The following is a 14,259-nucleotide window of genomic DNA, read 5'->3' as shown; positions in this document are numbered from 1 at the left end:
GTATATCAGTGCCGCACGCCCGCCCCCGGGCACGAACGCAACGGAGCACACGTGGAATTCGACGTCACCATCGAGATCCCCCGCGGGAACCGCAACAAGTACGAGGTGGATCACCACAACGGGCGCATCCGGCTGGATCGCATGCTCTTCACCGCCACCCGCTACCCCGACGACTACGGCTTCATCGAGGGCACCCTCGGCGAAGACGGGGATCCGCTGGACTGCCTGGTACTGCTCGAGGAGCCCACGTTCCCGGGCTGCCTGATCCGCTGCCGCGCGCTGGGCATGTTCCGCATGCGCGACGAGTCCGGCGGCGACGACAAGATCGTCGCGGTCCCCGTCGGCGATCAGCGCCAGATCCGTCGCCAGGAGCTCACCGACGTCTCCGAGTTCCATCGCCTGGAGATCCAGCACTTCTTCGAGGTCTACAAGGACCTCGAGCCCGGCAAGAGCGTCGAGGGCGCCCACTGGGAGGGCCGCGCCGACGCGGAGGCGGAGATCCGCCGCTCCTACCAGCGCGCCGTCGGCACCGAGCACGCCAACGAGTTCACGCAGGAGCTCTGAGCCCCCGGAGACGCGCGACGCCCCGCCCGCTCGCATGAGTGGGCGGGGCGTTGCGCGTCAGGCGAGCCGGCGCTCAGGCCTCCGGCGCGTCCAGCAGTGCGCTCGGCGCCTGCGCGAAGATCGTGCGCTCGGCCTCGATCACGCTCCTGGCGACGACGCGGTTGCCGACGCCGCCGATGAGGGCCCCGACCCCGAAGGGGATGAGGCGCCCGGCCCACAGGCCGCCCATGCGCGCGGCGAGCTTGCGCTTGATCCAGGTGCGGACCTGCTTGTCAGCGAACTTCACCATGTAGTCGGGGGCGACGCCGCTGAGCACGGTCGACCACTGCGCGCCCTGCTTGCCGAGCGCCTTGCCGATGATCTCCGCGCCCTTCTCCCCGCCGAGGACGCCGAGCATGACGGTGCGGCGACGCGCGGGATCGGACATGTCGACGCCGCGGATGTCCGCGACCGCGAGGGTCAGGAACGCGCAGGCCTCGGCGAAGGCGACGCCCTCGCCCGCGGTGAGGGCGACGGCCGCCATGGTGCCGACCCCTGGGAGCGCGGCGACGCCGCCGACGCCGGCGCCCGAGGCGGTGAGCATGGCCAGGAAGCGCTTCTCAACGTGCGCGATGAGCTCGTCGTCGCTCAGGCCCGCGCGCTTGACGCGCAGGGAGCGCACGTACTTCGCGGCGAGCGGGCGCTGCGCGCGCAGCGTCGTGTCGACGATGTGGAAGGTGCGATCGTCCAGCGGCTGATCGGCGGGCGCGCCGCCGGCCTGCGCGGACTCGCCGGCCTTCGGTGCGTCGTCCTTGCGGTCGAAGAGGTCGAGCAGACCCATGTGCGGCTCCTTCGTGGGGGTGCGGACGGGGAAACTGTAGCGGCCGCGCCCACCGGGCGCTCAGGCGTCGTCCAGCCGCACTGCCCGCTTCGACGGGCGATGACGGGCGCTCGGCGCGGTCAGCCGATCTCGACCTCGCCGGCGCCGAGCTCGGCGACCTCCCCGGTCAGGCGCAGGCGGCGTACGGCCTCGGTCAGATCGGCGTAGCGGGCGGTGTACTGCGCCTGCACCATCGAGCGCGCCACGGCGCGGTCGTGGCAGAGCGTTCCGGCCAGGTGGTCGGTCTCGTGCTGGAAGATCCGGGCGGACCAGCCCTTCCAGTGCTCGGCCATCTCGCGCAGCTCGCCGTCGCGGGCCAGCTCGAGGGCGCGGGCGTCGATCTCGAGGCCGCGGGGGACGATCGACTGCCAGCCGTCGACGCTCAGGCAGCCCTCCCAGAAGTAGACGCGCCGCGTCCCGGTCACCTCGTAGGCGGGGTTCAGGAACGCCCGCAGCGGCAGGGGGCGACGGCGCAGCAGCGCGTCCTCCGCGTCCTCCTCGCCCTCTCCCGCGGCGAAGGGGTCCTCGACCACCACGAGCGCCAGGGGGAGCCCCACCTGGGGGGCCGCGAGCCCGACCCCGGGGGCGCGGCGCATGGTCAGCGTCATCGCCTCGACGAGCTCGATGAGCAGCTGGGGCGCGAGCTGGCCGGTCCAGGCGCGCGCCTGCGCCCGCAGCGCGGGGTGGCCGGCCTGCACGATGCGCAGCGTCCCGTCCTCGCGGCGGCGGGACAGGGTCTTGGTGACGAGCTCGCTGAGGTCCATGTCCGTCAGTATCACCCGCGGCGGGGTATGCTCGGCGGAGCCGGTCGCGGATGCGCGCAGGCGGACGACGGGGTCCACGGTCATCGGGAGGCCTCCTCCCCCGCGCCGCTGACTCCTCGCACCCCCTGCGTCGTGCGCGCCCGTCGGCGCACGGGACCCCGCGCGTCTCCCGCTTCACAACGGATCGTCCGGCACGTACCTGCCGGTGAAGGGAATCGGTCACACCATGGCAACAGTGACTTTCGACAATTCGAGCCGCGTCTACCCGGGCCAGGAGCGCCCTGCGGTCGACAGCCTGAACCTCGAGATCGCCGACGGCGAGTTCCTCGTGCTCGTCGGCCCCTCGGGCTGCGGCAAGTCCACGTCCCTGCGCATGCTCGCGGGCCTCGAGGAGGTCAACGCGGGCCGCGTCCTGATCGGCGATCGCGACGTCACCGACGTCCCGCCGAAGGACCGCGACATCGCGATGGTCTTCCAGAACTACGCGCTGTACCCGCACATGACCGTGGCCGACAACATGGGCTTCGCCCTGAAGATCGCGGGCACCCCGAAGGCCGAGATCCGCCAGCGCGTCGAGGAGGCCGCCAAGATCCTCGACCTCGAGCAGTACCTCGACCGCAAGCCGAAGGCCCTGTCCGGCGGCCAGCGCCAGCGCGTGGCCATGGGCCGCGCGATTGTGCGCTCCCCCCAGGTGTTCCTCATGGACGAGCCGCTGTCGAACCTCGACGCCAAGCTGCGCGTGTCCACCCGCACCCAGATCGCCTCGCTGCAGCGCCGCCTGGGCGTCACCACCGTGTACGTGACCCACGACCAGACCGAGGCCATGACGATGGGCGACCGCGTCGCGGTCCTCAACGGCGGCGTCCTCCAGCAGGTCGACACCCCGCGCCGCATGTACGACCACCCGGACAACGTGTTCGTCGCCGGCTTCATCGGCTCCCCCGCCATGAACCTCATCGAGCAGAAGCTCTCGGCCGAGGGCGTCCAGTTCGGCGGGGCCGTCCTGCCCGTGGACCGCACCACGCTGTCCGACACGAACGAGTCGGCCGTCACCGTGGGCGTGCGCCCCGAGGACCTCGAGCTCGTCGAGGGCGAGGACGGCCTGGCCGTCGAGGTCGATGTGGTCGAGGAGCTCGGCGCCGACGCGTACGTGTACGGCCGCCTGGCGGGCTCGGACCCGAGCGCGAAGCCGGTCATCGCGCGCGTCGACGGCCGCCGCCCCCCGATGAAGGGCGAGACCGTCCACTTCCGTCCCAAGCAGGGCCACGTGCACCTGTTCGACGTGAAGTCGGGCGCCCGCCTGGGCGACTGATCCCCGCTCCCGCGTCCGCGGGGACGACGGAGGGCGCGCGGCACGAGCCGCGCGCCCTCCGCGCATATCCGGCGCGGTCCGGACCGGGGGCGCCCGCCGCCCGGGGGTGACGCGCGCGACACCCGCTGTGGAGAATCCGCACGGATCCGAGCCGAGGGCGCGCTCCGGGCGCGCCGCCGCCACCGCGTGAGGGAGAATGGACCCATGGCACCGCTGGAGATCACGGCTTCCCGCCCCGACCCCGCCCTGCTCGACCTGCCCTGGGAGCTGCCCCTCGAGGAGTGGCCCACGTCGATCCTCGCGGCGCTCCCCCGGGGCATCTCGCGCCACGTCGTGCGGTTCGTCCGCGTCTCGGGCCGCGTCCTGGCGGTCAAGGAGATCGATCAGCGCCTGGCCCGCCGCGAGTACGAGATGCTGCGCGTCCTGGGTCGGATCGGCATCCCCTCGGTCGAGCCCGTGGGCGTCATCACCGGGCGCCAGGGGCCCGACGGCGACGAGCTCGACGCCGTGCTCGTGACCAAGCACCTGCAGTTCTCCCTCCCCTACCGCGCCGTGTTCAGCCAGCTCTCGCAGGCCGAGACCGCCAAGCGGCTCATCGACGCCCTCGCGGTGCTGCTCGTGCGCCTGCACCTGCAGGGCTTCTTCTGGGGCGACGTCTCGCTGTCGAACACGCTGTTCCGGCGGGACGCGGGCGCCTTCGCCGCGTACATCGTCGATGTGGAGACCGGCACGTTCCACGAGCGCCTCTCCGACGGCCAGCGCGAGCACGACCTCGACATCGCACGGGTGAACATCATCGGCGAGATCATGGACCTCCAGGCCGGGAACATGATGGACCCCGAGGCCGATGCGGTCGAGGTGGGCGATGTCCTGCTGGCCCGCTACGGCGAGCTGTGGGCGGCGCTGACCGAGCGCGAGAGCTTCCGGGCCGATGAGCGCTGGCGGATGTCCGAGCGCGTCGAGCGCCTCAACGACATGGGCTTCGACGTCGACGAGCTCGATCTGACCACGGACCTCGACGGCACGACCGTGTCGATCCAGCCGAAGGTGGTCGACGCCGGTCACCACGCCCGCCGTCTGCTGCGCCTGACCGGGATCGACGCGCAGGAGAACCAGGCGCGCCGCCTGCTCAACGACCTCGACCAGTACCGGGCGGTCACGGATCAGCAGGGCGAGGACGAGGAGTTCGTGGCGGCCGAGTGGCTGCAGGGGCAGTACGAGCCCGTGATCCGGGCCTTCCCGCGGGCGATGCGCGCCAAGCTCGAGGCTCCCGAGTACTACCACGAGATCCTCGAGCACAAGTGGTTCCTGTCCCAGAAGGCGCAGCGGGACGTGTCCATGGACGAGGCCGTCCAGGACTACATCCTCACGCAGCTGCCCTACCGGCGCGACGAGAAGTCACTCATCGCCACGGAGACGACGGCGATCCCCGCGATCGAGCCCTAGGTCCAGGGGCCCGGCGCGTCTCAGCGCAGGCCCTCCGAGGCCCTCCGCCCCGCGATCTCGTAAAGCGCGATCGAGGTGGCGACCGAGGCGTTGAGCGACTCGGTGGCCTCGGCCATCGGGATCGACACCACCTGGTCGCAGTACTCGCGGGTCAAACGCGACAGCCCCTTGCCCTCGGCCCCGACCACGAGCACCACGGGCTCGGAGCCCAGCGCGATGTCGCGGCTGGTGGTGTCGCCGTCGGCGTCCAGGCCCACGGCGAACAGGCCGTCGGACTTGAGCTCGGCGAGCGCGCGGTTCAGGTTGGTCACCTGGGCCACGCGGACGCGCCCGGCGGCACCGGCGGCGACCTTCCAGACGCTCGCGGTCATGGAGACGCTGCGGCGCTCGGGCAGGATAACGCCGTGCGCGCCGAACGCGCCGGCGCTGCGGAGGATCGCCCCGAGGTTGCGGGGGTCGGTGATGCCGTCGAGCGCGATGAGCAGCGGCGCCTGGAAGGCGTCCTCGGCGATCTTCAGCAGCTCGTCGAGGTCCGCGTACTCGTACGGCGGGATGGTCAGGGCCACGCCCTGGTGCACGGCGTCGTCGGTGAGGCGGTCGATCTCCGTGCGCGTGGCCTCGCGGACCGGGAGCCCGCGGGTGGCCGCGAGGCGCAGGATCTCGCGGACGCGGTCGTCGGCCTCGATGCGGTGCATGACGGTCAGGGCCGTCGCCGGCACGTCCTCGCGCAGAGCCTCGAGGACTGCGTTGCGGCCGGCGACCTGATCGCTGCCCTGGGGCGCGCCGCCGCGGCGGGGACCGCCCTGACGCCCGCCGCGACCGGCGGCGCCGCGCGCGGCGGAGCCGGATGCGGCCTTCTTGGCGGCGTGCTTCTTGTGTGCGGGACGGTCCTCGGCCTTGGGCGTGGGGCCCCTGCCCTCGAGCCCGCGGCGGCGCACGCCGCCCGAGCCGGTCGTCGGGCCCTTCTTGCCCTTGCGCACCGCGCCGCGTCGGCCTCCGTTGCCTGCCATGTCAGTTCCCTCCGGTGGTCGTCGTGGTGGAGCCCAGGCTCCAGGTGGCGCCCTCGCGGCCGTCCTCGATCACGAGGCCGGCGGCGGTGAGCTCATCGCGGATCGCGTCTGCGCGCGCCCAGTCCTTGGCCGCGCGGGCCTCGGCGCGCTCGGCCAGGCGCCCGCGGACGAGGGCATCGAGCGCGCCATGCTCGCCGCCGCCCGTCTCCCCCGCGGTCTCAGTCTGCGCCCAGCGCGGATCGAGCGGGTCCAGGCCCAGCACGTCGAGCATCGCCCGCAGCTGCGCGAGCAGCTCCGCCGCCTCGGCGGCGTCGCCGGCGGCGACGGCCGTGTTCAGGCGGGACTGGGTGCGGTGGACGACGGCGAGGGCCTCGGGCACGCCGAGGTCGTCGTCCATCGCGGCCGTGAAGGCCTCGGGCAGGGCGACTTCGTCGACGGCCCCGCGCCCGGCGTCCCCCACGAGGCGCAGGGCCCGGCGGACGGACTGCACGAAGCGGTCCCACACGACCTCGGCCTCGGCGGTGGTGGTCGCGTTGTACTCGACGACGGCGCGGTAGTGCCCGCCGATGAGGGCGAGGCGGACGGCGGGCGCCGAGTGCTCGGCCAGGGCGTCGCGGGCGGTGACGAAGTTGTCGAGGCTCTTGCCCATCTTGAGGCCGTCGACGGTGAGCACGCCCGGGTGCATCCAGCGCTGCGCGAAGCCGTAGCCCGCGGCGCGGGACTGGGCCTGCTCGTTCTCGTGGTGCGGGAAGCGCAGGTCGAGGCCCCCGGCGTGGATGTCGAAGGACTCGCCGAGGTACTTCAGGCTCATGGCGGAGCACTCGAGGTGCCATCCCGGGCGGCCCCGCCCGAACGGCGTGTCCCAGGAGGCGGTCTCCGGCTCGGTGGGCTTGGCGGCCTTCCACAGGGCGAAGTCGCGCACGTCGCGCTTGCCGGGCTCGGGGCTCTCGCCCGCGTCCTGCATGTCCTCCAGGCTCTGGCGGGTCAGCGCGCCGTACTCGGGGAGGGAGGCGACGTCGAAGTACACGCTGCCCTGGCCGTCGGCGTAGGCGTGGCCCCGCTCGATGAGGCGCTGCATGAAGGCGATCATCTCGGGCACGTGACCGGTCGCCCGCGGCTCGTACGTGGGGCGGCGCACGCCCAGGCGGTCGAGGACCTCCTGGAACTCGCGCTCGAAGCCCAGCGACCAGGCCCACCAGGGGCGGCCGGCCTCGGCGGACTTCGCCAGGATCTTGTCGTCGATGTCGGTCACGTTGCGCACGTGCGTGACCTCGTTCCCGGAGCGCTCGAGCCAGCGGACCAGCACGTCGACCGCGCAGAAGGTGCGCAGGTGCCCGAGATGCGGGGCGCCCTGGGTGGTGGGGCCGCAGGCGTACAGCGTCACGTGCCCCTCGCGCAGCGGGCGCAGCTCGGAGACGGATCGGGTTGCGGAGTCGTACAGGTGGAGCGTCACCTGCCCAGCCTACTGCCCCGGGGGATGCGAAGGACCCCGCCGCGGCCGGGGCCGGGGCGGGGTCCTCGTGGTCGGTGCCGGCCGTGGCCGGAGCGGGCGGGTCAGGCGCGGACGCTGCCGACGCGCTCGTCCTCGGTCGGCGCCTTCTCGTCCTTGGCGCCGGGGGTCGGGGTCGACGCGGTGCGCGCGCTCACCTGCTTGCCGTAGAGCTCCTCGAACGTGTCGTCGTAGCTGACGGGCGCGGTGTGGCGCTTGCCCTGGACGGCGGTTATGGCGCCCTTGGCGGTCTCGATCGTCACCTCGGGGGCCTTCAGCTTCTTCACGAAGGAAAAGGCGATGAGGCCCGCGATGGCGGCGAGCAGCAGGAAGACGCCCGCGACGATAAGGAAGGAGGCCCAGGCGGGCAGGCCCAGGGCCTGCAGGCCGCTGGCGGCGGCGAACAGCAGCATGACCCACGCGGACAGCAGCAGGAAGAGGACGGCCGCGGCGCAGGCGGCGATGACGCCGGCCTTCGTGCCCAGGGAGGTGAACTCCTTCTTGGCGATGTCGACCTCGGTGTGGACGACATCGACGAGCTCGTCCTTGATGGAGGCGACGAGCTCCCCGATGGACCGCTGGGTGGGCGGCGTGCTCGGATCGTTCGTGGTGTTGATCATGGCCCGCACCCTATACCTCTCGCCTCCGCCTCAGTCGACCGAGATGCGCCGGCGCTTGGGCTGGTCCTGCCGCGGCGGGGCCGAGGTGGAGCGGCGCACGACGAGGCTCGGGGCGACGGCGACGTCGCGCGGCGCGTCCTCGAGGCCGCCGATCCGCTCGACGAGGTACTGGGCGGCGAGCGCGCCCATCCGCTCCGAGTTCGGGTCCACGCTCGTGAGGTCGACGAAGCCCGTCGAGGCGATCGAGGTGTTGCCGTAGCCGGCGACGGCCAGGCGCGCGGGCACGTCGTAGTCGGCGTCATAGGCGGCGGAGAGCACGCCCATCGCGCTCACGTCGTTGACGCAGGTGATGGCGGTGGGCACCTGGGAGCCGCGCAGCAGCATCTGCCCGGCGGTCTCGCCGACCTGCTCGCTAAAGTCGCCCGGCTCGACCCGCGCGGAGCCCTCGAGGCCGTGGCGGGCCATCGCCGCCTGGAAGGCGGCGGCGCGCTCGCGGGCGACGGTGGAGCCGACGCCGCCGACGTGAGCGATCTCCGTGTGCCCGAGCCCGACCAGGTGGTCGACGATGAGCCCCTGGCCCATCTCGTCGTCGATGCGGACGGTGTCGAAGCGCCCCGCGAGGCTGTGGGAGCAGCCGATGCCCACGAGGGGGCGGTCGCCGGTGGCCTCGAGGGCGTTCTCGAGGTCCGCGAGGTCGGAGATCATGCAGAAGCCGTCGACGCCGAGGTCCAGCAGCGAGGTGATCACCTCGGTGTCCGCGGCCACCGGGTACTCGGGGATGCGGCGGCGGGTGGGGACGACGACCGCGGTGCGACCGGTCGCGGCGAGCTCGATGCGGATGGACCGCACGAGGTCCGAGATCCACGTGTTGCGCATGGTGTTGACGAGCACGGCGACGACGCCGTTGGAATGGGCCGTCTCGGAGGCGACCTCCTCGACGGGGTAGTCGAGGCGCGCGGCGGTCTCCTCGACGCGCGCCCGCAGGCGCGGCTTGATGTCGTCGGCGCCGCGGAGGGCGCGCAGGGCGACGGCGCTCGAGATCCCCAGGGAGTTGGCGACGTCCCGCAGCGTGCCGCGCGTCGGGCCCTTCTCCTGCGCGATCTCCTCGGCGACCGTCTCGGTCTGCTCGACGATCTGATCGGTGTGCTGGGTGCCGTCGTTCTCTGCGGCGATATCGGAATGCGCGTCGATGCGCCCATCGCCCGTCATGGAGTCGCTCATGGCCCTATTCAACCCCATCGAGCCGCGCCGCCTGCACCCGGCGACCCCGCGACCGGGGGTTTCCCCTCCCCCATGACGGAGGCGTCCCGCCTGGGCCGGGCGCAGGGCCCGCCGTACGCTCGGCGTATGACCACAGCTCCGACGTCCGCGCCGCGACCCCGCGCGCATCTGATCGCCGGGATGGCGAGCGTGCTCGTCTCGGGGCTCCTGGGCATGACCTGGCTGTGGATCAGCATCCTGACCCTCGTCTCCGGCCTGTCCGGGCTGCTGGCGGCCGGCACGGGCATGGTGGTCCTGATCCCGTGGGCGATGGCAATGCGCTGGGCGGCCGCGGTCGAGCGCCGACGAGCCCTGGCCGTCCACGGCGTCGAGGTCGTGGTGCCCGCCCGGCGCCTGGCCCGCCGCTCCGGCGTCGTCGGCTGGCTGCACCAGCTGTGGCTCGACGTCGCCTCGGGCCCGTTCTGGCGCGCCGCGCTCCACCACCATGCCGTGATGCTCGTGGGCCTGCTCCTCTCGGCGCTGTTCTGGACCGTCCTCGTCTCCTCGGCGGCGCTCGCACTGTCGCTGCTCGGCCTGGCGACACCGCCGCCGCGACTGGGGACGGCCGCCGTCGCCGCCCTCGCCTGCGCCCTGCTGCTCCTGGCCGTCGGGATCCTCGCGGTCGGCGCGGTCGCCGAGCGCGGCCTGGCCCGCGTCATGCTCCCCGATGCCGATGACGCCCTGCGCGAGGAGGTCGTCGAGCTCGCCGAGCGCCGCCAGGGCGCCGTCGACGCGGCGACCGCGGAGCGCCTGCGGATCGAGCGGGACCTGCACGACGGGGTCCAGCCCCGCCTCGTGGCGCTGTCGATGACGCTGGGCCTGGCCCGCTCGCGCATCGCCTCCGACCCCGAGCGGGCCGAGCAGCTCGTCGCCGAGGCGCATGAGGAGTCCAAGGCGATCATGACCGAGCTGCGCCAGCTGGCCCGCGGCATCCACCCGGCCGTGCTCACCGACCGCGGCCTCGACGCCGCGCTCTCGGCGCTCGCGGCCCGCTCGACCATCCCCGTCGAGCTGCACGTGGACGTCCCGACGCCCGCCGGGCGCGAGGCCGAGGCCGTCGCCTACTTCGTCGTCTCCGAGGCGCTGACGAACATCGCCAAGCACTCCGGCGCCTCCCGCGCCCGCGCGGACGTGCGCGGGGACGCCTCCGCCCTGCGGATCGTCGTCGAGGACGACGGCATCGGCGGCGCGCAGGTGCGCCGCGACGGCGTGTCCACCGGGCTCGCGGGCCTGACCGACCGGGTCCGCGCCACCGGCGGCTCCCTCGAGATCTCCAGCGCCCGCCTGGGCGCCGACGGCCGCGGCACGCGCCTGGCCGCCGTCATCCCCCATGACCGGAAGGACACGCCCCGATGACCGCCCCGCTCCGCATCGTCATCGCCGAGGACTCGGTGCTGCTGCGCGCCGGCCTCGAGCGCCTGCTCGCCGAGGGCGGCCACGAGGTCGTCGCCGCCGTCGGCGATGCGACCGCCCTGCTCGACGCCGTAACCCGCCACCGCCCCGACCTGGCGCTGGTGGACGTCCGGATGCCGCCGAGCTTCACCGACGAGGGCGTCCGCGCCGCGACCCTGATCCGGCAGCAGGATCCCGAGGTCGCGCTGCTGGTGCTGTCGCAGTACGTCGAGGAGCGCTACGCCTCCGAGCTCATCGCGGACTCCTCGGGCGGCCTCGGCTACGTCCTCAAGGACCGGGTCGCGGACGTCGACGGCTTCCTCGACATGGTCGCGACGGTCGGCGCGGGCGGCACCGCGCTCGACCCCGAGGTGGTCCAGCAGATCCTCGTGCGCTCGCGCCGCCGCCGGGTGCGCGAGGCCCTGACCCCGCGCGAGCTCGAGGTGCTCCAGCTGATGGCGGAGGGGCGCTCGAACGCGGCGATCGCCCGCACCCTGTTCGTGTCGGCCGGCAGCGTGGAGAAGCACATTTCCTCGCTGTTCGGGAAGCTGGGCCTGGCCCCCGAGGACGGGGAGAACCGCCGCGTGCTGGCCGTCCTGCGCTACCTCGAGTCGGAGGAGGGCTGAGATGGCCGAGCCCCAGCAGGCCGTCGCGCCCGCGCACCCGCTGCCCGCCTCCCGCTCCGATCGCTCCTGGCGCGCCGTGCTCATCGTCCTCGCGCTCGGCATGGTCGCGATCGTCGTCTCCTCGCTCGTCGGCGCGGCCGTGCTCGGACGCGCCGATCGCGCCTCCTTCTCCCCCGTCGCCGCGACCCAGAAGCTCGGGCGGCCCGCCGCGATCGTGCTGACCTCGGACCTCGGCCATGTCACCGTCCGCACGAGCGACGAGACCGAGCAGGTGGTGCTGCGCCTCGTCGACGCCGACGGGGCGCTCGCCGAGGCACCCCGCGCGCGCATCGCGCAGCACGGCACGGAGCACGACGCCGGGGGCATCGCGGTGGACGTCGCCCAGCCGGGCCTCGGCCTGAGCCTGCCGTGGGACGAGCACGGGGTCGACCTCGAGCTGCTGGTCCCCTCGGATCTCGCCGCGACGATGCCGATCACCGCGACCGCCGAGGTCGGCGACCTCGAGGTGCTCGGCGGCTCGTACGCGGACCTCGCCCTGTCCTCCGGCGCCGGCGACGTGACCGTCTCGGACGCGGCGTCGAGCGGGCAGGTCAGCGCCGCCGCGTCCCTCGGCGACGTCGAGCTGTCGCTGGCGCCGGACGCCGCCGTCACCGGGATCGATGCGCGCTCCGAGACCGGGGACGTCACCGTGTCGGTGCCCGGCGGGCGGCGCTACGCCGTGACCGCGACCGCGGATATGGGCGAGGCGGCGACGGCCCCCGGGATCCAGGATCCGCAGGGGCCGCCGCTCATCGCGCGCGCCGATATGGGCTCGGTCAGCGTCACGCGCTGACGCAGGCGCTCAGCTCTTCGGGGCGAGCCCCTTCTGGATGAGGTCCATGACGGAGGAGTCCGCGAGGGTCTGGGTGTCCCCGACCTCGCGGTTCTCCGCCACATCGCGCAGCAGGCGGCGCATGATCTTGCCCGAGCGCGTCTTGGGCAGCTCGGTCACGATGAGCACCTTCTTGGGCTTGGCGATCGGGCCGATCTCCCGCCCGACGTGCTGGCGCAGCGCCTCGCTCGCCGCGGCCTCCCCGCCGGCCGCCTCCACGTCCGCGGCCGCGCCCTCGCGCAGGATCACGAACGCGACGACGGCCTGCCCGGTGGTCTCGTCGGAGGCGCCGACGACGGCGGCCTCCGCGACCCATTCGTGGCCTACGAGGGCGGACTCGATCTCGGTGGTCGAGAGGCGATGCCCGGAGACGTTCATGACGTCGTCGACACGGCCCAGCAGCCAGATGTCGCCGTCCTCGTCCTTGCGGGCGCCGTCGCCGGCAAAGTACCGGCCCTCGAAGCGCGACCAGTAGGTGTCGCGGAAGCGCTGCTCATCGCCCCAGATGCCGCGGAGCATCGAGGGCCAGGGCTCGGTGAGCACGAGGTAGCCGGCCTCGCCGTCGGCCACGGGCTCGCCCGCATCGCTGAGGACCTCGGCGCTGATGCCCGGCAGCGGCACCTGCGCCGAGCCCGGCTTCGTCGCGGTCACGCCGGGAAGCGGCGAGATCATGATCGCGCCGGTCTCCGTCTGCCACCAGGTGTCGACGATCGGGCAGCGGTCGCCGCCGATGACCCGGCGGTACCAGTGCCAGGCCTCGGGGTTGATGGACTCGCCGACGCTGCCCAGCAGGCGCAGGCTGGTGAGGTCGAAGCGGGCGGGGATCTCCTCGCCCCACTTCATCGCGGTGCGGATGGCCGTGGGCGAGGAGTAGAAGATCGTGACGCCGTACTTCTGGATGATCTCCCACCAGCGGCCCTGGTGCGGGGTGTGCGGGGTGCCCTCGTAGATCACCTGCGTGGCGCGGTTGACCATCGGGCCGTAGACCACGTAGCTGTGGCCGGTGATCCAGCCGACGTCGGCCGTGCACCAGTAGACGTCGGTCGCGGGCTTGAGGTCGAACACGTTGCGGTGCGTGTACGCGGCCTGCACAAGGTAGCCGCCCGTCGTGTGGACGATCCCCTTGGGCTTCCCCGTGGTCCCCGAGGTGTAGAGGATGAACAGCGGGTGCTCGGCATCGACCATGACGGGCTCGTGCTCGGTCGAGGCGCCCTCGCGCGCCTCGTGCCACCACACGTCGCGCCCCGCGGTCCATGCCACGTCCGCTCCGGTGCGGCGGACCACGAGCACGTGCTCGACGCTGTCGGCGCCGGAGGCGAGGGCCTCGTCGACGGCGGCCTTGAGCCCCAGCGCCTTCCCGCGACGGAACTGCCCGTCGGCCGTGATGACGGCCTTCGCACCCGCGTCCTCGATGCGCGAGCGCAGGGCATCCGCGGAGAAACCGCCGAAGACGACGGAGTGCGGGGCGCCGATGCGGGCGCAGGCGAGCATCGCGAAGACGGCCTCGGGGATCATAGGCAGGTAGATCGCGACGCGGTCGCCGGTGGCGACGCCGAGGTCGGTCAGGACGTTGGCCATCCGCGAGACCTCGTCGCGGACCTGCGCGTACGTGTACTGCGCGTCGCTGCCGTCCTCGTACTCGGCGAGCAGGGCGACCTGATCGCCGTGGCCGGAGTCGATGTGGCGGTCGACCGCGTTGTGGCAGGCGTTCAGGCGGCCGTCGGCGAACCAGCGCGCGACGGGGGCGTCCGAGAAGTCCAGGGTCTGCGTCGGGGGCGTGTCCCAGCTCAGCAGGGCGGTGCGGGACTTCCAGAACGCCAGGCGGTCCCGCGCCGCCTCGTCGTACAGCGTGGCGCGGGCGTTGGCGTTCTGCGACAGGTCCGCGGGCGGGGGGAAGGTCTGCGGGGCCGTGGGCGCGGCGTCGTCGCCGGGGACGTCGTGGGGCATGGAGGGCTCCTGCGGCTCGGGCCGGAAGGCACGGGGCTGTCTGACGCGCCCCACCGTAACGCACTGAGACCCAGGCCACAGCGCGGCGGGATCGGGGTG

The 14,259-nt window shown here is 73.2% G+C and carries 13 protein-coding genes; 6 read left to right on the top strand and 7 right to left on the bottom strand.

The annotated features are described in order from the left end of the window. The first annotated feature begins 51 nt into the window (after positions 1-51). Entirely contained in the window at positions 52-564 is a 513-nt protein-coding gene (locus FM110_RS07455) for an inorganic diphosphatase (protein WP_087104115.1), read from the top strand. 73 nt (positions 565-637) lie between these two features. Here the strand turns inward: FM110_RS07455 and FM110_RS07450 are convergent, their stop codons facing one another. Both FM110_RS07450 and FM110_RS07445 read right to left on the bottom strand, forming a co-directional pair. Next, a complete protein-coding gene (locus tag FM110_RS07450; RefSeq protein WP_234992032.1) occupies positions 638-1,384 on the bottom strand; it encodes a hypothetical protein in 747 nt (248 codons plus the stop codon). Positions 1,385-1,503: 119 nt separating this feature from the next. Beyond that, a complete protein-coding gene (locus tag FM110_RS07445) occupies positions 1,504-2,271 on the bottom strand; it encodes a peptide deformylase (protein ID WP_234992030.1) in 768 nt (255 codons plus the stop codon). 142 nt (positions 2,272-2,413) lie between these two features. On the opposite strand from FM110_RS07445, the gene FM110_RS07440 reads away from it, so the two are divergent. Both FM110_RS07440 and FM110_RS07435 read left to right on the top strand, forming a co-directional pair. Continuing rightward, positions 2,414-3,499, top strand: a complete 1,086-nt coding sequence (locus FM110_RS07440) for an ABC transporter ATP-binding protein (protein ID WP_087104112.1) — start codon at positions 2,414-2,416, stop codon at positions 3,497-3,499. Between the two features lie 204 nt (positions 3,500-3,703). Next, positions 3,704-4,945, top strand: a complete 1,242-nt coding sequence (locus FM110_RS07435; RefSeq protein ID WP_087104110.1) for a DUF4032 domain-containing protein — start codon at positions 3,704-3,706, stop codon at positions 4,943-4,945. 20 nt (positions 4,946-4,965) lie between these two features. On the opposite strand, the gene rlmB is transcribed toward FM110_RS07435, so the two are convergent. The 4 genes from rlmB to FM110_RS07415 all read right to left on the bottom strand — a co-directional run bounded on the left by rlmB (position 4,966) and on the right by FM110_RS07415 (position 9,285). Further along, a complete protein-coding gene (gene rlmB / locus FM110_RS07430) occupies positions 4,966-5,955 on the bottom strand; it encodes a 23S rRNA (guanosine(2251)-2'-O)-methyltransferase RlmB (protein ID WP_087104108.1) in 990 nt (329 codons plus the stop codon). A 1-nt stretch (position 5,956) separates the two neighbouring features. Continuing rightward, complete coding sequence (gene cysS, locus FM110_RS07425) at positions 5,957-7,408, bottom strand: cysteine--tRNA ligase (RefSeq protein ID WP_087104106.1); 1,452 nt, start codon at positions 7,406-7,408, stop codon at positions 5,957-5,959. Between the two features lie 101 nt (positions 7,409-7,509). After that, on the bottom strand, positions 7,510-8,064 hold the full coding sequence (locus FM110_RS07420) for a phage holin family protein (RefSeq protein WP_087104104.1): 555 nt from the start codon (positions 8,062-8,064) through the stop codon (positions 7,510-7,512). 30 nt (positions 8,065-8,094) lie between these two features. Next, on the bottom strand, positions 8,095-9,285 hold the full coding sequence (locus FM110_RS07415) for a LacI family DNA-binding transcriptional regulator (protein ID WP_200810192.1): 1,191 nt from the start codon (positions 9,283-9,285) through the stop codon (positions 8,095-8,097). A 126-nt stretch (positions 9,286-9,411) separates the two neighbouring features. Between FM110_RS07415 and FM110_RS07410 the strand changes: the two genes are divergently transcribed. Genes FM110_RS07410 through FM110_RS07400 form a run of 3 tightly spaced genes read left to right on the top strand, consistent with a single transcriptional unit; the run spans position 9,412 to position 12,174 of the window. After that, positions 9,412-10,680, top strand: a complete 1,269-nt coding sequence (locus tag FM110_RS07410; protein WP_087104100.1) for a sensor histidine kinase — start codon at positions 9,412-9,414, stop codon at positions 10,678-10,680. After that, positions 10,677-11,342 carry a response regulator transcription factor gene (locus tag FM110_RS07405; protein WP_087104098.1) on the top strand — a complete coding sequence of 222 codons (666 nt, stop codon included), beginning with the start codon at positions 10,677-10,679 and terminating at the stop codon, positions 11,340-11,342. The genes FM110_RS07410 and FM110_RS07405 overlap by 4 nt, the downstream gene beginning before the upstream one ends. 1 nt (position 11,343) lies before the next feature. After that, positions 11,344-12,174, top strand: a complete 831-nt coding sequence (locus FM110_RS07400) for a DUF4097 family beta strand repeat-containing protein (RefSeq protein WP_087104096.1) — start codon at positions 11,344-11,346, stop codon at positions 12,172-12,174. A 9-nt stretch (positions 12,175-12,183) separates the two neighbouring features. Here FM110_RS07400 and acs read toward each other — a convergent pair whose 3' ends face one another. Continuing rightward, entirely contained in the window at positions 12,184-14,160 is a 1,977-nt protein-coding gene (acs, locus tag FM110_RS07395; protein WP_087104093.1) for an acetate--CoA ligase, read from the bottom strand. Positions 14,161-14,259: the final 99 nt, after the last annotated feature.

It is taken from the genome of Brachybacterium nesterenkovii (assembly GCF_900163655.1).
Lineage (GTDB): Bacteria > Actinomycetota > Actinomycetes > Actinomycetales > Dermabacteraceae > Brachybacterium > Brachybacterium nesterenkovii.
The sequence above is the reverse complement of the archived record's forward strand: the minus strand, read 5'-3'. Positions and strand labels throughout refer to the sequence as shown.

Coding starts and splice junctions, on each gene's coding strand:
- FM110_RS07450 (WP_234992032.1), bottom strand. CDS start 1,384: ATGGGTCTGCTCGACCTCTTCGACCGCAAGGACGACGCACCGAAGGCC.
- FM110_RS07445 (WP_234992030.1), bottom strand. CDS start 2,271: ATGACCGTGGACCCCGTCGTCCGCCTGCGCGCATCCGCGACCGGCTCC.
- FM110_RS07440 (WP_087104112.1), top strand. CDS start 2,414: ATGGCAACAGTGACTTTCGACAATTCGAGCCGCGTCTACCCGGGCCAG.
- FM110_RS07435 (WP_087104110.1), top strand. CDS start 3,704: ATGGCACCGCTGGAGATCACGGCTTCCCGCCCCGACCCCGCCCTGCTC.
- rlmB (WP_087104108.1), bottom strand. CDS start 5,955: ATGGCAGGCAACGGAGGCCGACGCGGCGCGGTGCGCAAGGGCAAGAAG.
- FM110_RS07420 (WP_087104104.1), bottom strand. CDS start 8,064: ATGATCAACACCACGAACGATCCGAGCACGCCGCCCACCCAGCGGTCC.
- FM110_RS07415 (WP_200810192.1), bottom strand. CDS start 9,285: ATGAGCGACTCCATGACGGGCGATGGGCGCATCGACGCGCATTCCGAT.
- FM110_RS07410 (WP_087104100.1), top strand. CDS start 9,412: ATGACCACAGCTCCGACGTCCGCGCCGCGACCCCGCGCGCATCTGATC.
- FM110_RS07405 (WP_087104098.1), top strand. CDS start 10,677: ATGACCGCCCCGCTCCGCATCGTCATCGCCGAGGACTCGGTGCTGCTG.
- FM110_RS07400 (WP_087104096.1), top strand. CDS start 11,344: ATGGCCGAGCCCCAGCAGGCCGTCGCGCCCGCGCACCCGCTGCCCGCC.
- acs (WP_087104093.1), bottom strand. CDS start 14,160: ATGCCCCACGACGTCCCCGGCGACGACGCCGCGCCCACGGCCCCGCAG.